Here is a 19,656-nt window from a genome sequence, read left to right as displayed (position 1 = left end):
AATCACGAATGGGATCCCATGGTTAGCCGAGTCGTTCGTGGGGCCCCAGGGCGGGGCCGCGAGCCGCCGCCGAGCCGCGTCCCCGGGAGCCTCGTGGATCGAGGTCGGATCGTTCACGAACCGGGATCCGAGGGGGTAGGATGCGCCTCGATGTCGCTCCTCGGAAAGCTCGCTCGTCGCGCCGTGCACTCGACTCGCAACGCGCTCGAGCTCGTACGCCTAGGGCGCCTCGGCCCCGAGTACGCCGCCCCGTACGACGTGGTCGACGAGGGGCGCCACCACAAGCTCCGGCGCTACTCCACGAACACCCACGAGGACGCGACGTTCGCCCGCGGGGGCTACCCGGTCGTCCTCTTGGTGCCACCGCTCATGGTCGCGTCCGAGGTGTACGACATCGAGTCGGAGCTGTCGGCCGTGGCGGCCCTCGGCCGGGCCGGTGTCACGCCCTATCTCGTCGATTTCGGCGCGCCCGAGAAGTCCGAGCATGGTCACACGCGGAACCTCGCCGACCACGTGAAGGCCGTCGCGGAGAGCCTCCGCCGCGCGCGCGAGCTCGAGGGCCGCGACGTGCACCTCGTCGGATACTCGCAGGGCGGCATGTTCGCCTACCAAGCGGCCGCCTACGTGCGAGGCGAAGGCATCGCGAGCATCGTGACCTTCGGGAGCCCGGTCGACATCCACAAGAACGTCCCCGCTCAGGTCCGAGGCGACGCGATGGCCGCGTTCGCGCAGACGATCGAGCCCGTCCTCACCGAGGTCGTCGATCGCATCGGCGGCCTCCCCGGGAAGCTCACGAGCACCGGGTTCAAGCTGCTCTCGACACGAAAAGAGATCCAGCAGCGCGTCGAGTTCTTGGCGAAGCTCCATGACCGCGGCGCGCTCGTGCGGCGCGAGGCTCGACGGAGGTTCCTCGGCGGGGAGGGGTTCGTCGCGTGGCCCGGGCCCGCGCTCCGCGATTTCGTCGACGAGTTCATCGTTCATAACCGCATGATCTCGGGCGGTTTTCTGATCGACGGGCGGACGGTCACCCTCGCCGACATCGGCTGCCCCATCTTGTGTTTCATCGGCACGAGCGACGAGATCGCCCGCGCTGGCGCCGTCCGCGCGATCGTGAAGGCCGCCCCCGAGGCGAGCGTCACGTTCGTGAACGTCGAGGCCGGGCACTTCGGCCTCGTCGTGGGCTCGCGCGCCATGGACGTGTCGTGGCCGACGGTCGCCGAGTGGGTGCACTACCGCGAGGGCCTCGGGCCGGAGCCGCGCGCCATCGCCGAGAAACGCGAGCGACGGCGCGAGCCCGCGGGCCTCGACACCGACCTCGATCTCCTCGCCCAAGCCCTCGGGAAGACGGCGCGCGCCGTGTGGCGCAGGCTCGGCGACGTGTCGTCGAGCGCGGCCGACGCCCTCGACGGCGTGAGGTACCAGGAGCCCCACCTCCGCGCGCTCGCCGAGGTCTCCGGCGACACGGTCACCTCGGCTTCGGCGTGGCTCGCGCGGGCCGCCGAAGAGCGCCCGACCGACACGTTCTTCCTCTTCAAGGGCCGCGCGTTCACCTACGCCGAGTCCGACGCGCGGGTCACGAACGTCGTCAAGGGGCTTTACCATGTGGGCGTACGCCCGGGCGATCGTGTGCTCGTGCTCATGGACTCGCGGCCGAGCTACCTCTCGATGGCGACGGCCCTCGTTCGCCTCGGCGCCTGCCCGGTGCTCGCCCCGACGGACGCGTCGGAGGGGGAGCTCGCGCGCGCGGCCACACGCTGCGACTGCCGCTTCGTCGCGACCGATCCCTCGTCGGTCGGCGTCGCCAAAGAGGTCGCGTTGCTCGCCTCGGCCGAGGGCGCGGGTCGCCTCGGCGTGCTCGTGCTCGGCGGCGCGGGCGAAGGGCCCCGGCATTTCTCGGACGACGTCGTCGACATGGAAGCGATCGACCCGATGCGGGTGCGCCTCCCGCCCGACCTCGCCCTCGACGCGGGCCGCGCCCGGGACATCGGGGCCATTTTGCTCCGGCCGTCCGACTCGGGCGAGCTCCGCACGGCGCCCGTGACGTTCCACAGGTGGGCGCTCTCCGCCCACGGGGCCGCGGCCGCCTGCACCCTCAAGCCTCACGACACCGTGTACTCGTGCATCCCGCTCCATCACCCCGCCGCGATCCTGGTCGCGGTCGGGGCGGCGCTCGTGGCCGGCGCGCGCCTCGCGCTCGGCTCGGCGTTCTCGGTGGAGACGTTCTTCCCCGAGGTGCGTCGCTACGGCGCGACCGTCGTGTTCTACGCGGGCGAGATGCTCCGCCCGCTCGTCCACGAGCGCCCGAGGCGCGGCGATCGCACGCACCCCATTCGGCTCGTCGCGGGCAGCGGCATGCGCCAAGACCTCTGGAAAAAGCTCGAAGAGCGCTTCAACGTCGGCGTGCTCGAGTTCTACGCGAGCACCACCCAGCGGGCCGTGCTCGCGAACGCGTCGGGCGAGAAGGTGGGCTCGGTGGGGAGGCCGCTCCCCGGGAGCGCCGAGCTCGCCGTCGTGAAGGCCGACCTCGCGACGGGGGAGCTCCTCCGCGACGTCGACGGTCACCTCGTGCGCGCGCTCCCAGGGGAGCCGGGGCTCCTCGCCGTCCGGCACCCTCCAGAGGACGGTGGCGAGCTCGGGGCCAACGTCGTGCGCGCGGCCTTCGGAAAAGAGCCGTGGGTCGTCTCGTCCGACGTCGTCCGCGAGGATGCCGCGGGCGACGTCTTCTTCATCGACGCACGCTCCGGCTTCGTCCCGACCTCGGGCGGGCCCGTGTCGCTCCGTGCGGTCGAAGACGCGCTCTACGCGTTGCCCGAGATCGCCATGGCGTGTGCGTTCGTGTCGGATGGAGCTCGCGGAGAGCCCGGGATTTCTGCGGCGTTCGTAGCGTACGACGAGGTCACGCCGGCGCGCCTCGACGCGGCGATGTCGCGCCTCGAGGCTCACGCGCGCCCGCGGCGCATCGTCGCGCTCGCCGACATGCCCCTCACGGACGGCTACCGGCCCAAGCGTCGCGCCGTCTCCGAGCGTGCGTCGGCCGAAGGGCGCGAGCTGCGCCTCGTCGATGGCAAGTACGTCGCGGGGTGAGGCTCAGCCGAAGAGCTCGCGCGCGGGCACGACGTCGTGCCGGGCAGCCCACGCGAGCAGATCGCGCACCTCGTGGCGGAGGGCGGCCTTCGTCATGTCGCCCGGGTGGAGCGCGACCCGGGTCGGCGCGAGCGCGGCAAGAGGGCGCGCGGCCCTGCAAAACCCGATGGTCGAGAGCATGCGAGCCCGCGTGCGGCTCGCGAAGTTCAAGACGAGGCTCGGGCGGCGAACGCGCGCGACAGGATCCGTGATCGAGAGGTGATCTTCGGTGTAGCGGAGGCCTCGTGCGCCGAGCTCGTCGACGAGCCACGCCGGGCTCGACCACGCCGGAGGCACGAACCCGTCGAGCGAGAGACCTGCGCCCTCGAGCACGCGGATGCCCTCGTCGAGGCGCTCGCGGGCCTCGGCGCGGGTCACGTCGGAGAACTCGGCCTCGCCGGCGGAGACGACCTTCTGCGCGAAGGCGTGCGCCACCCCGCCCGGACGGCCATCGCCCTTCGGCCCCTCTTCTGCCCCGCGCGCGCGGTGAAAAAAGCCGTGAAGGAACACCTCGTGGCCCTGGGCCTGGAGGGCCCGAAGCCGCGCCGCGTACCGTGGGCTCTCGGCGAGGGGCGCGCGCCCGTGAAAGTTCGGCACGACCAGGAGCCCCGGCTTGATACCTACATCGGCGCACATACGGAGCGCGTGCTCCACCTCGGCGTCCCACGCGGGGGACACGTCGTGGATGCTGACGTGGACACGCGCCCTCGCCACGTCGCTCAGTGCTTCGCTTGCGCCTGCGCCTTGCCGACCTCTTCGTACTCGCTCTCGAAGAGCGAGAGCTGCGAGACGACGATGTCGAGGTTCTTCTCGTTCATCTCGTTCTGCTCGGCGCGCGAGAGATCGCGCATCTGGCGCTTCACCTCGCCGAGGCGATCGCAGATCTGACCGAGCTTGGCGTAGTCGACCTGCGCGCGGGACTTGTCGGCGTAGCCCTTGCGGTACTCCTCGAAGATCTCGTTCGCGGCGTTCCCGAGGTTGCCCATGATGTCGGGGAGCGCGGTGCCTTGGCGGGCCTTGCGGATCTCACCGAGCTCGGTCTCGTAGACCGCGAGGCGCTCCTGCACGATGCCGATGTTCTTGTCGTGGTAGTCGGCCGAGAACCCGCCGAGCTTGAGGGCCTCCATGCGCGACTTGATGTTCTTGAGCGAGTCGATGACGCGCATGAGAAGGGCGGGGCGGCGGCTGATGCGCGCCTGTCCGGCGAAGTGCGTCTGGTAGACGGCGAACTGCTCGTTCGCGAGCGTGGCCAAGAGGCCGGCCTGCTCCTCGGCGGAGCCCGACTTCTGGGCCTTGTCGATCTCTTTGAGCTCGTTCGTGTACTGGGTGACCGCCGCCTTCACGACGTCGAGGTCGCTGCCGAAGTCGGCCACGTTCTTCTCTTCGAGGAGCGCCGACATGCGCTTCTGCACGCCCTTCAGCTCCTCGAGCATCTCGGCGAGGAGGGCCACGTCGCGCGTCGAGCGGTTCTGGCCGGCGAAATGCCGGGCGTAGCGGGCGAAGACGAAGTTCGCGTCGGTCGCCTCGACGGCGAACTCGTCGAAAATGGGGCCGGCCTCTTTGGCCTTCACGATGGCGACCCGCTCGGTCTCGTAGAGCGAGAGGGCCGACTGAGCGTCGTCGCGGAGGGCGATGAGCTCGGGGCCCTGCACCGCGGCGGGAATGCCGTTCGCGCGGCTCACGAGGTCGCGGAGGCGCTTGATGAGGCCATCGATCTGGGCGACGTCGCGCGTCGCGCGGGACTGGCCGGAGAAGTCGGCTTCGTAGGTGCTCGTGATGAGGTCGAGGTCACGCCGGAGATTGTCGATGAGGTTCGTCGCCATGGCGCGATTACTTAGCACCGGTTTCGCGCATCACATGCGCGGATTTCTCGAGGCCAGGCGCGGGGCGGGGCGGGCCCCGAGGAGGTCCGTGTAGAGGGCGCGGAGGGCGTCGATCTCGCCCTCGTGGGAGGGGAGCGCGCCCGCGAACGCCCTCGCGGCACGGCCGAGCTCTTCCCGATCCCTCCCGAGGAGCCTCCGAACGGCCGCCGCGCACGCCGAAGCGTCCAAGGGCTCGTACGTCTCGGACACGGTCGGGTCGGCGAGGTCGAAGGCCCCCCCGGCTCGCGGCACGACCACGGGCAGCCCCGCCGCGAGCGCCTCCGCGATCGACAGGCCGAACGTCTCGCAGGGGCACCCGTGCACGAGCGCGTCGCCCGCCGCGAGCCCCGAAAAGAGCCGCTCACGGTCCTTCTCGAAGCCGAGGAACCTCACGTGGGACCCCGCCGCCCGCTCGAGCTTCGTGCGCTCCGGGCCGTCGCCGAAAAGGGCAAGCGTGTGAGGTAATGTAGGCAAGAGCTGCCGGGAGGCCTCGAGGACCACGTCCCAGCGCTTCTCTACGGCGAACCTGCCGACCCCCACGAGCAGCGGCCCCGGCCTGCCCATGGTGAGCTCGGCACGCCGCGCGACCCTAGTGATTTCATCGATTTGGGTGACGTCGACCCCGAACGGAACGTGGTGGACCCGCGCCACCCCGTGCCCCTCGAGCTTGGTCCGCTGTGATCGCGATGCCACGAGGGTCGCGTCCATGCCCTGGGCGAGGCGTCGGACGAGCCCCCACGCGGGCCTCACCACCCGCAAAGGACTGGGTAAAAGCTTAGCCAGGCGGGGGAATCTGCCCTCGACCGCCCACCCGAAAACCTGGGCGTAGGTATCGAGAAAATCGGAGTGCCAGCGAAACGTCCGGACACCAAAGTCATGGTCCGAGGCCCCGAGGGCCGCGATAGCTCCCATGTAGGGAGAGTGCACCTCGAGGACGTCGGGCCTCTCCTTGGCGATCACGGCCCGGATTTTCGCGACCCCCGGGAAGGCGTGGTAGGTGGGGTCGTACGGCATGTTTGGCCCTGCAATACGAATGATTCGTGCGCTCCCCGGGCCCCGTGCTACAGCTCCGCGCGTCTCCGAATCGGTCGCCCCAGGGGCCACGATGACGTGCTCGTCACCCCTCTGGCACAGAACCTGACTCTTCCCCTCCAGATGGCTTCGAACCCCGCCACCCCTTTCGGAATAGAACTCCGTCAAATCCAGAACCTTCACGAGGCGCCTCCGGCCGAGGGGCGGGCTGCCCACGGGCCCGACGGGCAGGGGGCCCGCCTCGTCGCCGCTGCGATTCGTGGGCAAGGAGCCCGCTCCGGCTTCTCCGCCGAGCACGTGGCCTCGGGCCACGGCATGGATGTGCGCAAGATCGCGCCGTTCGCGGCCCTCGCCGCCCGGCAGGGTCGCCCACTCCGCGTCGCCATTCTGAGTGATTTCACGAGGATTCCTTACGCCAACGGGGCCGCGTTCCAGACGCGCTTCCTATACCAGGAGCTCACCCGGTGCGGCCACGAGGTGACCGTCATCGGGCCCCATGATCCGGATGCCACCCCCGACGAGCTGGCCCCGGGCACCATCGAGCTGCCGAGCTTGCCCCTCAAGACGTACCCCGGCGTTTACATCCCGCTCCCGCTCGAGTCGTGGGTGTACAAAATCGGCCGGTTCGACTTCGACATCGTCTTCGCCCAGACGACCACGCTCCTCCTCGAGTTCGGGGTTTGGCTGCGGAAGATGCGCGGCATCCCGCTCTTGTGCGTCAACACGACGCACCTCGCGGCCGCCTACGACGTGCTCCTTCCCGAGAAGCTCGCCAAGATCCCCGCCCTCCACGCGGGGCTCGAGATCACCCTGAAGCGCCCGTACGAGCGCCTCTTCGCCAAGGTCTACAACGACTCGGACGGCCTCGTCGTCTTGAGCGAAGGTCTCCGGAGCTACTGGCGCGAGCGCGGTGTCACGGCGCCGATCCACGTCGTTCCTCGCGCGGTGCAGCCCGAGATCTTCGACAAGCCCCTCGGCGACGACCCGTACCAAGATTTCCTCGGCGACACGCCGCACTTCGGAGGCGCGCGCCTCTTGTGCGCCGGGCGCCACACCCGCGAAAAATCGCAGGATCGCGTCATCCGCATCTTCGCGCGCCACGTCGCCTCGAAAGACCCCCACGCGACGCTCACCATGCTCGGCGATGGCCCCGACAGCGCCTACTACAAGCGCGTCGCGGTCGAAGAGGGCGTCGGCTCTCGGGTGTTTTTCCCTGGCGAGGTGCCCTTCACGCGCATGGTCGACTTCTACGGCTACGCCGACGTGTTCGTGCACGGGTCCCTCAGCGAGACGTACGGCAACGTCATGGGCGAGGCCCTCTGGTGCGGAACCCCCACGGTCGCCTACGCCGACGGCATGGGTGTCTCGTCGCAAATCCGCGACGGCGTGAACGGCGTGCTGCTCGCGCCCGGCTCCGGGACCCAAGCCGAGGCCCAGGCCGACGAGGCCTTCGGTCGAGCGGTGCTCCGCCTCCTCGGCGATCCCGAGGGTCGCGCGCGCCTCGGCACGATGGCCAGCAAGCTCGCCCGTGAGCGCTGCTCGCCGCTCGCCGTGCAGGAGCGCATCGCCGACACCTTCCGCGCGGCGCAGGATCACGCGGGCGCGTGCGGTCTCCGGCCCGACGTGCGTCGCCCCCTCGCGATGCAGTGGCTCACGACCTTCCACCACTTCCGCTCGTGGGCCACGATCAACGCGGGCGTCTACCTCGCGGGGCACATTCGCCCGGCCGGCGAGAAGAAGCGCGAGCGCATCCACCCGCAAATCGGCCGCTGAGCCGCGGGACAGACCCTCTCGAAACGCCCGAATCTCTTAGGGATTCGGGCGTTTTTCGTTTTCGCACCCGAGGCTCGGGGCGTCGTGCACGGCGCCCTCGAGGCCACGATGGAGGGCCGTGAGCACGCGCCTTCCCATGACGAAGCTGCCGTCGTCCGTGAAGTGGATGAGATCGGCCTGCGCCCACTTTTTGTCGCGGAAGGCGACGATGGAGAGGTCGCCTCCCATGGCGGCGTGGAAGTCCCAGAAGGCGGCGCCGTGCTCCTTCGCGATGTCGTGGAGCTGCTCGGCGACCTTGTGGATGCGCGGGTCGGTCTTCTTCCCGTGGTTGCCGAGCGTGATGTCCGGCGGGGCGAGGAAGAGCACGGGGAGGCCGGGTTTGGCGGCGCGGAGGTGGCGCATCACGCGGCCCATCCACTCGTGGTGCTTCTCGAGCGCGTACATGTTCGTGCCCACGAGGAACATGACGAGGTCGTGGTCGCGGTGCGTGAGCATCTCGCGGTTCACGGACGTGTCGAGGCGGGCGAGGGCCCACGCGTTGAGGGAGCCCACGCCGAACGAGTCGACCGTGACGCTCGGGTGGGGCTTTCCGTCGGGGCCTTTGGGCTCGCGCTCGAGCGTGGCACCGAGGAGCCGCACCCCGCCGGTGCGGGCCATGAACGCGACCTTGTGGGGCCCGTCCTCCGCGGTGATCGCCTCGTAGCCGAGCTCGGGTTTCGCCGCGCTCGACCGCGTGTCGACCTCTTTCACGACCTTGCCGTCGAGGCGGATCTCGAACGTGCCGGCTTGCGGTCGCTTCAGGAAGTAGACACCGAAGTGGCTGGCCGTCTTCCCGATGGGGGCGTCCCCTTCGGCGGTGGCGACCCACGTGAGGGCGCCTCCTTGGAGGCTCTCGGCGGCGATCCCGGAGAACCCCATGTGGTTGTCCATCGCGGGCGCGGTGGTGGTGGCGTACGCCTTCCACATCGGCTCGTAGAAGCCGTGGACGACGTCGTGGTGGTGGTACCAACCCCACGGCTTCGCGAGGGCGACGAACCCGTGGCCCGCGTCTCCGTAGCGCTTCTGGAAGGCCCGGCGCAGGAGCGCCGTCAGGCCGTCCATGGTGAGGTTCGAGTCTCCGTAGACGGCGATGCGGAGCGGTTTCTTCGCCGTGCCGCGCTCGACCTCGGCCCACCTCGCGTAGAACGGCGCGAGAGTTTTCTGGGGATCGTCGATCGTGGGCAGCTCGGGGCCGCCCTCGTCCGCGCCGATCCAGGAGGTCTCGAGGGCGAGGGGAGGGCAGCTCGTGCTCGGCGCGACGTCGGCGCGCGGGGCCGCGTCGATGGCCGTGTCGGCGCCGCTGTCGCCGCTCGCGAGGCCCGAGCCGCTCGAAGGCGCGGGCGCCGGGGACTCGTGCGCTGTGGCTCGCCGGCACGCCGCCGCGGTCGCGCCGAGCGAGAGGAGTGCGGCGAACGCCGTGATTTTCGAGGCCACGCGCATGGAGCGAAGGTACCAGCGTGGCGTCGTGGTGGACAATTCGCTCGCACCCCACGCGGCATCCATCGTGAACGACTTCGCCCCGAAGCTTGCCGTTTGCGGCCCGTGCGCCTATCTTGCTCGTTCACAGGCGAAGCTAGATTCGCGGGAGAACGAGCCTTGGAGCGTAGGCGGGACGACCACCACAGCGGCAACCTCAACTGCTCTTTCTGCGGCAAATCGCAGAAGGAAGTGAAAAAGCTCATTGCGGGCCCCACCGTCTACATCTGCGACGAGTGCATCGGCCTCTGCAACGACATCATCGCGGAAGAGGTCGAGAAGGACGAGCCCCAGGGGGGCTCTGCGCCTATTCCTAAGCCTGCGGAAATCAAGGCTATTTTGGATGAGTACGTGATCGGCCAAGACCGCGCCAAGAAGGTGCTCTCGGTCGCCGTGCACAACCACTACAAGCGCATCGACTCGCGCGTCGCGACCGAAGACGTCGAGCTCCAGAAGAGCAACATCTTGCTCCTCGGCCCCACCGGCAGCGGCAAGACGCTCCTCGCGCAGACCCTCGCGCGCATCCTGAACGTGCCCTTCGCCATCGCGGATGCGACCACGCTCACCGAGGCCGGCTACGTCGGCGAGGACGTCGAGAACATTATCGTCCAGCTGCTTCAGAACGCCGACCAAGACATCGAGCGCGCGCAGCGGGCATCGTCTACATCGACGAGATCGACAAAATCTCGCGCAAGAGCGACAACCCGAGCATCACGCGCGACGTGTCGGGCGAGGGTGTGCAGCAGGCGCTCCTCAAGATCATCGAGGGCACGGTCGCGAACGTCCCGCCGAAGGGCGGCCGCAAGCACCCTCAGCAAGACTTCTTGCAGGTCGACACGACCAACATCCTCTTCATCTGCGGCGGCGCGTTCGTCGGTCTCGATCAGATCGTGCAGCGGCGCATCGGTCAGCAGAACTTGGGCTTCGGCGCCGACGTGAAGTCCAAGAAGGACTTCAAGCTCGGCGATCTCTTCGCCAAGGCGCAGCCCGAGGACCTCCTCAAGTTCGGCCTCATCCCCGAGTTCATCGGCCGCTTGCCCATCATGGCCACGCTGCACGAGCTCACCGAAGAGACCCTCATCGACATCCTCACGAAGCCCAAGAACTCGCTCGTGAAGCAGTTCCAAAAGCTCTTCGAGATGGACGGCGTGAAGCTCAAGTTCACGAAGCAGGCGCTCTCGGCCGTGGCCAAAGAGGCCCTCGCTCGGAACGCCGGCGCCCGTGGCCTCCGCGCCATCCTCGAGGGCGCGATGCTCGACATCATGTACGACATCCCGAGCCGCTCCGGTGGCATCAAGGAGGTCGTCATCAACGAAGAGGTCATCACGAAGGGCGACGCTCCGCTCATCGTCTACGCGAAAGAAGCCGAGCTTGCCTGAAGGTGAGCGGTGACGAAACCCGAGGGCCCTTCCGTCGTACGTACGGGAGGGTCTTTTTGGTTCGAGAGCACACGGATGGGCAAGCGGTCGTCGAGGGACGCGGCGAGGCAAACATGAGCGGTCGAAGCCCCGAGGGATACGACTACCGCGAGGTCGCGAGCTGCGCGTGCTTCCACGTGCGTCGCGCGGCGCGGGTCGTCACCCAAGACTTCGACGACGCGCTCCAGCCGGTCGGGCTGAAGGCCACGCAGTACACGGTCCTGTGCGCGCTCGCGGGGCCGTGGCGCACTCCGCCGCCGATCGCGGCGCTCGCGGAGCACCTCCTCGTCGAGCCGTCGGCCCTGTCACGCAACGTGGCGGGGCTCGTGAAGCGTGGGCTCGTGAAGCTCTCTCCGGGCAAGGATCGTCGCGAGCGTGGTGTGTCTCTCACGCCCGCCGGGAGGGACCTGTTCGAGGCGGGTTTTCCCCATTGGAAGCGGGCACAAGACGCCCTCCGCGCCCGCCTCGGGGACGAGGCCTTCCGAGGGGCGCTCGGCACGCTCAAGGTGCTGAGCGAGAAGCCCTGAGCCGGCAAACGAACGTCGAAAATAGCTCCTCCTTTCCAAGCGATACGAATTTGCATGCATATGCATGCATCTGGCTCTACCGTGGTCGGATGAGGCTCTCCTGGGTGCTCCCTGCGTTCGCCGTCTCCGTGGTGGTCGCCTGCTCGACGTTCGGGTCGGACGACGACGATCCGTCTCCGGTCGCCGATGGGGGGGCCGCGGACGCGGACGCGGCGGACGCAGCGCAATCGCTCCCCGACGGCGCCCCACCGCCGCTGCCTGACGCCTCGCCTGACGCTGACGCGGGCACACCCTGCCGACCTCCGCTCGCGCGGCTCGGCGCGTCGACCACCGTCCCTGTGAGCTCCTCGTCGGTGGCAGCGCTTCCGGACGGGGACCTCGTCGTGGCGGGTCAAGAGGCGTGCGCGGGTGGGACGTTCGGGGTCTATCGCGTGACCGTCGGGAAGGCGACCACGCGCGCCGCGTGTTTGGGAGAGCCCGCCGAGTTCGTCGTGGGCATCGCCGCGGACGCGACCGGCGTGGCTGTGCTCACGCGCCATCCGGGCGCGGGCTTCCCGGGGTCGAGGCTCTACCGTCTCAAGCTCGATTTGACCGAGCGAGCGCCACCTGTCAGCACGACCACGCCGGCGAAGACCACGTTTCCAACGGCCGTCGCGAGGGTGAACGGTCTCGATCTCTACGCTACGTTCGACAGCACGGACAGCGTGCTTCGACTCGGAAGTGACGCACGAACGATGCCCTTCGCCGGGCAGGTGATCGCGTCGCTCGTGCCCGACGGCCAGGGCGTGCTCGCGGTCGTCACGCCGTCGAACACGACCGGGGCGACCGAGGTGTGGCTCCACCGATGGAACGTCGCCCAGAACCTGACGCTCATCGACGACTCGAATTTCGGCCCGCAGGGGAGAGTCCGCGTGCCCGTCGCGGCGGCGTCGTCGTCGTACGTGCTCTACACGAGCACCTCGATCGCGAGTCGGGACGGCGTGACCTCGCTCGGGATCCCGGTCTCGGGCTCCGCGACCGCGTACGTCCACCCTGCGAAGCACACCGTGGGGCCCGTCGGGAGCGGGGTCGGGCTCGTCTCCGTCGCGCACGTGTGTGATGGGTCCCTGCTCGTCGCGCACGGGGGCTCAGGGCAGGGGGGGGCCGTCTCTCGGTTCGCGAAGCCCGCGACCGAGCCCACGGCCGACGCGACGTGGCAGCTCATGACCGAGGGGCGCCTCCGCGGTCTCGTCACGCTGCCCGCGGGGGACTTCGCGGTCACCGCCGAGGCGAACGGCGACGCGGGCCTCGAGACGCGCATCACCAAGCTTGCCCGCTGACGTCCGGGTCTCGACCCAGAATCGGCGGACTCTCGCGAGCTGCCACCGGGGAACCTGCCGTCGCCGAGGCGGCCCTCGCGCGCGGCTCACGATGACGCGGCGGGCCGAGCGGGGGTGACCTCCCGGGCCTTGGGTTTTGCCGCCGCACGCGGTAAACCTCGGTCCCGATGTTCTTCAAGAACGACTCCGAGAAAAACGCCGCCCTCGCCCAGAAGCGCCGGGTCGTTCCGCTCCTCCCGCTCCGCGACATCATCGTGTTCCCGCACATGGGCAGTCAGCTCTTCGTGGGGCGTGAGCGGTCGATCGCCGCCCTCGACGCGGCCATGTCGCGCGACAAGGACATTTTCCTCGCGGCGCAGAAGAACGCGAAGACGAACGATCCCACGCCCGAGGACATCTACGCCGTCGGCACTGTGGGTACGGTGAAGGAGCTCCTGCGCCTGCCCGATGGCACGGTGCGTGTGCTCGTCGAGGGGAAAAAGCGGGCGAAGGTGCGCAAGTTCGTCCACACCGACGAGTTCTTCCTCGTCGAGGTCGACGAGATCGTCGAGGCCCCGCAGACGGGCGTCGAGGTCGAGGCGCTCATGCGCTCGGTGCACGCGGCCTTCGAGATGTACGTGAAGCTGAACAAGAAGGTTCAGCCCGAAGTGCTCATGCACGTCCAGACCCTCGACGACGCGGCGAAGCTCTCGGACGCCATCGTCGCGAACCTGCCCACCGTGAAGCTCCAGGATCGCCAAGCGCTCCTCGAGAACGACGACGCCATGAAGCGCCTCGAGCGCCTCCACGAGCTCATGCAGGCCGAGATCGAGATCCTCCAGGTGGAGAAGAAGATCCGCTCTCGCGTCAAGAAGCAGATGGAGAAGACGCAGAAGGAATACTACCTGAACGAGCAAATGCAGGCGATCCAGAAGGAGCTGGGTGGCGGCGAGCGCGACGAGTTCAAGAACGAGATCGCGGAGATCGAAGAGCAGCTCAAGACGAAGGCCATGAGCAAAGAGGCTCAGGCCAAGGTCAAAAAAGAGCTCAAGAAGCTCAAGATGATGCACCCCACGAGCGCCGAGGCGACCGTGGTGAGAAACTACATCGATTGGATCCTCACGCTCCCGTGGGAGGAGCGCAGCGAGGACGCCCACGACCTCGCCGCGGCCGAAGAGGTGCTCGACGCCGATCACTACGGCCTCAAAAAGATCAAAGAGCGCATCCTCGAGTACCTCGCCGTGCAGGCGCTCACGCAGAAGCTCCGCGGCCCCGTGCTCTGCCTCGTGGGCCCGCCCGGCGTCGGCAAGACGAGCCTCGCGCGCAGCATCGCGCGCTCCACGAACCGCAAGTTCGTGAGGCTCGCGCTCGGAGGCGTCCGCGACGAGGCCGAGATCCGCGGCCACCGAAGGACGTACATCGGCGCGATGCCCGGCAAGCTCATTCAGAGCATGAAAAAGGCCGGCACGAACAACCCGGTCTTCTTGCTCGACGAGGTCGACAAGATGTCGGCCGACTTCCGCGGCGATCCGGCCGCGGCCCTGCTCGAGGTGCTCGACCCGGAGCAGAACAGCGCCTTCAACGACCACTACCTCGATCTCGACTACGACCTCAGCGACGTCATGTTCATCACGACGGCGAACACGCTGTCGGGCATCCCCGTGCCGCTCCAGGACCGCATGGAGATCATCTCGCTCTCCGGGTACACGGAGTTCGAGAAGATGAACATCGCGGTGAAGTACCTCGTCCCGCGCCAGAAGAAGGAGAACGGCCTCGAGGGCGTCGATCTCACGATCACCGACGGGGCGCTCCGCACGACCATCCACCACTACACGCGCGAGGCCGGCGTGCGCTCGCTCGAGCGCGAGATCGCGAGCCTCTGCCGCAAGGTGGCCCGCAAGGTCGTCGCCGAGGGCAAAGACCAGAAGATCGTGGTCGACGTGGCGGACGTGCCGAAGCTGCTCGGCGTGCCGAAATTCCCGCCGTCTCGGAAGAAGGAGCACGACGAGGTCGGCGTCACGAACGGGCTCGCCGTGACGTTCGCCGGGGGTGAGATGCTCCAATGCGAGGTCTCGTGTGTGCCCGGCAAGGGCAAGCTCGCCGTCACGGGCATGCTCCAGAAGATGATGGAGGAGAGCGCCCAAGCGGCCATGAGCTACATCCGCTCGCGCGCGGCGGCCCTCGGCCTCGACCCCGATTTCTACCAAAAGGTCGACGTGCACGTTCACTTCCCCGGCGCGGATCCGAAAGACGGCAACAGCGCCGGCGTCACGATCGCGACCACGATCGCGAGCGCGCTCACGAAGATCCCGGTTCGCCACGACATCGCCATGACCGGCGAGGTCACGCTGCGCGGGCGCGTGCAGGTGATCGGCGGCGTCAAAGAGAAGCTCTTGGCTGCGCACCGCGCCGGCATCAAGACGGTGCTGATGCCGCGCGAGAACCGCAAGGACCTCCGTGACGTGCCTCGGCGCGTGCTGAAGTCGATGCGCGTCGTGCTCGTCGACCACGCCGACGACGTGCTGCGCGAGGCCCTCCGCTTCGCCGACGCCGACGCCGTGTTCGGCCCGCGCCGCGACGGCATGGAATACGTGGACGGTGAGCTCAAGGTCTTTGGCCCGGGCCCCGTCACCCCGCGTCCCGCCGAGCCTCCGCCCATTCCCGGCCACGCCTGAGCGCGGTCGAATCGGGCCGACCCGGCTTCCCTGCGGGAGCGGCCGGGTCGTGCTTTTTCGGCAACCGCCTCGGGAGATTTTGCGGGCGAAAAGTCAAAAAAAGCGCGTCGACGCCTTGAAGTTGATAACGGGTTTCAGTATCATCTTTTTCCACGATGTACGTGTGCTCGTGTTTCGCCGTCACGGACTCCGAAATCGAAGGCCTCATCGGGGAGGGCGTGACCTCCGTCGAGGGGATCACCAAGGCGTGCCGCGCCGGCGGAGACTGCGGGTCGTGCCTCGGCCAGATCGCCGACATGGTGGCCGACCGCGACGACGGCCCGGGCCTCGTGCCAGCGGGCGCCCTCGCGCGGAAGTCGTGCGCGGCGTAGCGCGGAGCGCATGAGGCGGCGAGCCGCACCCGCGGAGGCGCGGCGCGGCTCGTCAGGGGGTGGAGACCGTGCCTGTCAGGGCTCGGGGCTCGCGTGGGGCGCCGCGAGGTGCTCGACGAGGTACGAGGCGACGTCGCTCGGTTTGGTGCCGGGGCCGAAGCCCGCGTCGAAGCCGAGCTCGAGGGCGAGCTTGTGGTCGATGCGAGGCCCGCCGAGGAGCACGAGCACCTTGTCGCGGTACCCTTGTTTTTTCAGCAGATCGATGAGCGCGAGCGCGTTCTCTTTGTGGCAGTTCCGCTGCGTGATGATCTGGCTCACGAGGATGGCGTCGGCCTTGAGGGCCCGCGCGCGCTCCGCGAGCTGCTCGTTCTCGACCTGCGCGCCCAGGTTGAAGGCCTCGAAGCCCTTGTAGCTCTCGAGGCCTTTGTCGCCCGCGTAGCCCTTGTAGTTGAGGATCGCGTCGATGCCGACGGTGTGCGCGTCGGAGCCCGTGCACGCGCCCACGACGACGATCTTTCGGCCGAGGCGCGCCTTGATGCGGTGCTCGACCTCCTCGCGCGTGAGGGGCTCGGTGCGGATCTCGGGGACGTCGATCTGGGCCACGTCGACCGAGTGGACGGAGTGCCCGTAGACGACGAAGTACGAGAACCCCTTTGCGCACTCTTCCATCGTCGAGACGAGCGGCTCGCGGAGGCCGTGCTCGGCGGCGAAGCGCTTCGCGGCCTCGCGCGCCTTGGCCGAAGGGGGAAGGGGGAGCACGAACGACATTTGGACCATGCCGTCGCCCTCGCGGTCGCCGTACGCGCGAATGGGGGCGCTGGGAGCGTCGGGTGGGTGCATCGTCAGGTTCCTTTCTCGAGCAGATCGAGCACGGGGTTCACGTAGTCGGCGTGGCGCTCGGCGACGCCATGGAAGCCCTTTCCGCCTTCGCGTGTGCGCTTCACGTCGGCGAAGGCCCCCTTCGAGATGGCCTCCCAGATGCCCTCCTTGGCGACGCTCTCGAGCAGCTCGAGAGACTCGTCGAGCACCTGGACGGCGCGCTTCGCGACGATCCCGTCGGGCTTCCAGGAGATCTCGTCGCCCAGGTGTTTGCATGTGGTATACATGTATTTCGTGGCCTTCAGGGAGAGGTAGCGGTCCATCAGCATGGGGTTGTGGATCGCCTCGCTGAACATGCCGAGGAGCTCGATACTCTGGTTCGTCGTGATGCCGACCAGGTTGAAGAGCGCGTCGTGCACGTGGCTCTGGAAGATGTCGCCCGTCTTGTGCTTCGTCGGCGGCATCCACTTGATGGGGTGGTTCGGGAACACCTGCCGCACGAGCTGCGCTTGGGCGATCTCGAAGAGGAACGAGTCTTCCTTCCACGGGTCGATCTCGTACGCGTGCCCGAGGCCCATCTGCTCCTCGCGGACACCGGCGTGCTTCGCGAAGGCCTCGTTGATGAACTGGCTCGCGAGCACCGTATGGGCCTTCTCCACGGCGTCGGCCGTGGTGAGGTAGTTGTCCTCGCCCGTGTTGATGACGATGCCCGCTCGCGCGATGAAGCGGCGCGACACGTACTGGTCGACGAAGTTTCGGCACATGTTGATGTCGCGGAAGAGGATCCCGTACATGGCGTCGTTGAGGAGCATGTCGAGCCCCTCGACCGCGGCCATCCAGGCGATCTCGCTCATGCAGAGGCCCGACGAGTAGTTCGTCTGGTGGATGTACCTGCCGTACTCCTCGGAGGCCTCGTTCGTCGCGCGGCGGATGATCTTGAAGTTCTCCTGCGTGGCGAACGTGCCGCCGTAGCCCTCGGTCGTGGCGCCGTGGGGCACGTAGTCGAGCAGGGACTGCGCCGTGGCGCGAATGACCGCGACGACGTCCGCGCCCGCGTGGGCGGCGGCCTTGGCTTGCACGGCGTCGTCGTAGATGTTCCCCGTCGCGACGATCACGTACTTGTGCGGCGTCGGACCGGGAGAAATCGCGGCCTTTCGTGCCTCGCGCTGCGCCTTCGCGGCGTCGACGCGGGCGAGGGCGGCCTTCGCGTGGGGCTCGAGCGCCGCGCGCACCGCGGCCACGTCCGGTCCACCCTCTCCGCGATCGACCTCGGGCCCGAACGCGAGCCGCTCGGCGGCGTCCTGCACGTCGTCCGCGCCAGAGAGCAGCGCGCGCCCGAGAAAATAGCTTATCCCACGGCCGAGGAGGCCTTCGCGCTGGTAGCGCTCCACCGCGACGTTGACGAGCGGGGCGCCGCGGTCGTCGAGGCCATCGACGCCGTACGAGCGCAAGATCGTGCGCTCGGCCCCGACGCTCGTGTGGCGATCGATGTAGCCTTGGACGTCGTCGGCGACGGCGCCCGCGAGCTCGCGGCAGCGGGCGACTTTCTGCGTGTCCATGGGGACGTTTGCCATCCCCGCTGTTTGCCATAAACGGCCGAAAAACCCCAGAACCCTGCGGGCTTGCCGCGATGCGGCGAACGGCGGCCGTCAACGCGCGAGCGCGAACGCGGCCCCAGCGACGGAGACCCCGACGACCGCAGCCGCGATCCAGGAGGGCCGGCCTCGGAGCCCGAACCCTCGTCGCGCGAGGGCGCCGCTCGCCGTCGCGAAGGCCACGGCGGCTGCTCCGAGCACCAAGAAGGTGAAGGGCGCCGGTGTGGGATCGCGCCCGTGCCGCTTCGCGAGCTCGCCCTCGTCGAACCTCACGAAGCCGGGCGATTTGGCGCCCAAGATGAGCATGCGGCGGGCGTCGATGCGGGCGATCGCGGCTTCGGCGTGTTTTCTACGAGCCGCGTCCCCGGAGAAGGGGCTCTTGGTCGCCACCTCGGCCGCTCGGATCGCGCGCCACGCCGTGAGGGCGAGCTCGTCGTCGCCGCGGTTCTCGGCGTCTTCGGCGATCTGGCGGAGCCTCGCGTGACCTTCGCGTGCGTAGGGCGAAAATGGCGCGACGTGCGTGGCCGCCGAGAACGCCTCGGCGATGGCCAAATCGGGGTTCTTCGCGGCGAGCGCGACGTCGCTCGCGAGCATCGCGTTCGCCCCCTCGCGGGTCTCGTGGACCGTGGCCAAGGCGAGGGTCGCGAGCGCCGCGAACCCTACGGCGAGCCCCTTCGCCCGAACCGAGCCCGACGTGCTCGGCGCCGCGTCACTCACTGAAGGTCCCGCTTTCGGAACACGGCGCACGCGAGCACGACCAAGAGGGCCGAATAAAAGGCCGCGTTGAGCCCCGCCTTCGCGACGTACGGCCCGATGGGCACCCCGTCGACCTCGCCGAGCAGCAGGGCGCGCTCGGGAACGTACAGATGGAGGTTCGGCACGACCTTCGACACGACGTACCCGATCTGCTTCGCGAGCACACCGACGGTCTTGGCGGGGAGGTTCCCGAGGGTCTCGGCCGAGCGCCCGAACACGAAGATCGCGAGCGTGAAGATCGCTGTGAGGAAAGGTGTGGAGAAGGACGAGAAGAAGACGGTGATCGCCGTGACGATCGCGACCTCGAACAGCGCGAGCCCACACTGGGCGACGACGAGGGTGCGCTCCCCGCCCGCCGGCGCCGCGAGCACCACCATCGCCGCGAAATAGGCGATCGCGAAGGGGATGAGCACGAACACGCGGATCCGCTCGAAGCGGTAGAGCGCGAGCCCGAGGGTGACACCGAACCCCGCCACCGTGCCGAGCACCACACCCGGCGAGCGCCCGGCCTCGTTCGCCAGGAGGGCGAGGGCCGTCCCGCCGTCGAGCAGCACGAACACCGCCATCGTGAGCCCGATGCCGAAGAACTTCCCGAGGACGAACTCGTGGCGAACGAGCCGTCGCGTGAGGATGGGGAAGAGCGTCTTCAGCTCGATTTCGCGGTGGAGCGAGGTGGCCCCCAAGACGATGGCGACGAGCACCGAGTAGAGCGAGATGGAGGCCGCGCTCACGTCGGCGATGACGCGCTTCTCTTGGTGGAGGGACATCGCCCCGAGCACGACCGAGTACGCGGTGGTCGCGAGGGCCAAGGCGAGCAGCCCGTAGAGAACACGCGCGCGCACCGCTTCGCGGTACGTGTTGAGCGCGATGGAGAGGATGCGCATCGGCATGG

Annotated in this window: 14 protein-coding genes and 1 pseudogene; 7 read left to right on the top strand and 8 right to left on the bottom strand. The window is 68.6% G+C overall.

Going from position 1 to position 19,656, the window contains the following annotated elements; genetic code table 11:
* Nucleotides 1–150 precede the first annotated feature (150 nt).
* Nucleotides 151–3,084: an alpha/beta fold hydrolase gene (locus tag IPK71_23290; GenBank protein MBK8216663.1), complete on the top strand. Its 2,934-nt coding sequence runs from the start codon at nt 151–153 to the stop codon at nt 3,082–3,084.
* A 3-nt stretch (nt 3,085–3,087) separates the two neighbouring features.
* Here the strand turns inward: IPK71_23290 and IPK71_23285 are convergent, their stop codons facing one another.
* The 3 genes from IPK71_23285 to IPK71_23275 are packed head-to-tail and all read right to left on the bottom strand — an operon-like array spanning nt 3,088 to nt 6,200.
* Nucleotides 3,088–3,837, bottom strand: coding sequence for a DUF2334 domain-containing protein (locus IPK71_23285; GenBank protein ID MBK8216662.1), 750 nt, complete (start codon nt 3,835–3,837; stop codon nt 3,088–3,090).
* Nucleotides 3,838–3,842: 5 nt separating this feature from the next.
* Nucleotides 3,843–4,946: a hypothetical protein gene (locus IPK71_23280; protein MBK8216661.1), complete on the bottom strand. Its 1,104-nt coding sequence runs from the start codon at nt 4,944–4,946 to the stop codon at nt 3,843–3,845.
* Between the two features lie 30 nt (nt 4,947–4,976).
* Entirely contained in the window at nt 4,977–6,200 is a 1,224-nt protein-coding gene (locus IPK71_23275) for a glycosyltransferase (protein MBK8216660.1), read from the bottom strand.
* 132 nt (nt 6,201–6,332) lie between these two features.
* Here IPK71_23275 and IPK71_23270 point away from each other — a divergent pair, with 132 nt between their 5' ends.
* Nucleotides 6,333–7,790 carry a glycosyltransferase gene (locus tag IPK71_23270; protein ID MBK8216659.1) on the top strand — a complete coding sequence of 486 codons (1,458 nt, stop codon included), beginning with the start codon at nt 6,333–6,335 and terminating at the stop codon, nt 7,788–7,790.
* Nucleotides 7,791–7,826: 36 nt separating this feature from the next.
* Here the strand turns inward: IPK71_23270 and IPK71_23265 are convergent, their stop codons facing one another.
* Entirely contained in the window at nt 7,827–9,269 is a 1,443-nt protein-coding gene (locus tag IPK71_23265; GenBank protein MBK8216658.1) for a hypothetical protein, read from the bottom strand.
* Nucleotides 9,270–9,425: 156 nt separating this feature from the next.
* On the opposite strand from IPK71_23265, the pseudogene clpX reads away from it, so the two are divergent.
* From clpX to IPK71_23240, 5 genes and pseudogenes are all read left to right on the top strand, one after another.
* Nucleotides 9,426–10,684 (top strand): annotated as a pseudogene (clpX, locus tag IPK71_23260) (ATP-dependent Clp protease ATP-binding subunit ClpX).
* 113 nt (nt 10,685–10,797) lie between these two features.
* Nucleotides 10,798–11,250 (top strand): winged helix-turn-helix transcriptional regulator, encoded by a 453-nt coding sequence (locus IPK71_23255; protein MBK8216657.1) that lies wholly within the window; start codon nt 10,798–10,800, stop codon nt 11,248–11,250.
* Nucleotides 11,251–11,339: 89 nt separating this feature from the next.
* Nucleotides 11,340–12,569: a hypothetical protein gene (locus IPK71_23250; GenBank protein MBK8216656.1), complete on the top strand. Its 1,230-nt coding sequence runs from the start codon at nt 11,340–11,342 to the stop codon at nt 12,567–12,569.
* A gap of 167 nt (nt 12,570–12,736) precedes the next feature.
* The gene (gene lon, locus IPK71_23245) at nt 12,737–15,223 is read left to right on the top strand and encodes an endopeptidase La (GenBank protein MBK8216655.1); all 2,487 of its coding nucleotides are present in this window, start codon (nt 12,737–12,739) and stop codon (nt 15,221–15,223) included.
* A gap of 155 nt (nt 15,224–15,378) precedes the next feature.
* The gene (locus IPK71_23240) at nt 15,379–15,594 is read left to right on the top strand and encodes a (2Fe-2S)-binding protein (protein ID MBK8216654.1); all 216 of its coding nucleotides are present in this window, start codon (nt 15,379–15,381) and stop codon (nt 15,592–15,594) included.
* 75 nt (nt 15,595–15,669) lie between these two features.
* Here the strand turns inward: IPK71_23240 and IPK71_23235 are convergent, their stop codons facing one another.
* The 4 genes from IPK71_23235 to IPK71_23220 form a co-directional block, all read right to left on the bottom strand.
* Entirely contained in the window at nt 15,670–16,434 is a 765-nt protein-coding gene (locus IPK71_23235; protein MBK8216653.1) for a cobalamin-dependent protein, read from the bottom strand.
* Between the two features lie 2 nt (nt 16,435–16,436).
* Nucleotides 16,437–17,987 (bottom strand): D-lysine 5,6-aminomutase subunit alpha, encoded by a 1,551-nt coding sequence (locus IPK71_23230; protein MBK8216652.1) that lies wholly within the window; start codon nt 17,985–17,987, stop codon nt 16,437–16,439.
* Between the two features lie 75 nt (nt 17,988–18,062).
* Nucleotides 18,063–18,725 (bottom strand): hypothetical protein, encoded by a 663-nt coding sequence (locus IPK71_23225; protein MBK8216651.1) that lies wholly within the window; start codon nt 18,723–18,725, stop codon nt 18,063–18,065.
* On the bottom strand, nt 18,722–19,654 hold the full coding sequence (locus tag IPK71_23220) for a hypothetical protein (GenBank protein MBK8216650.1): 933 nt from the start codon (nt 19,652–19,654) through the stop codon (nt 18,722–18,724). Before IPK71_23220 ends, IPK71_23225 begins: the two co-directional genes overlap by 4 nt.
* Nucleotides 19,655–19,656 lie beyond the last annotated feature (2 nt).

Source organism: Myxococcales bacterium, from assembly GCA_016712525.1.
Classification (GTDB): domain Bacteria; phylum Myxococcota_A; class Polyangia; order Polyangiales; family Polyangiaceae; genus JAAFHV01.
Note: the sequence above shows the minus strand (reverse complement) of the source record. Positions and strands in the feature narration are given on the sequence as shown.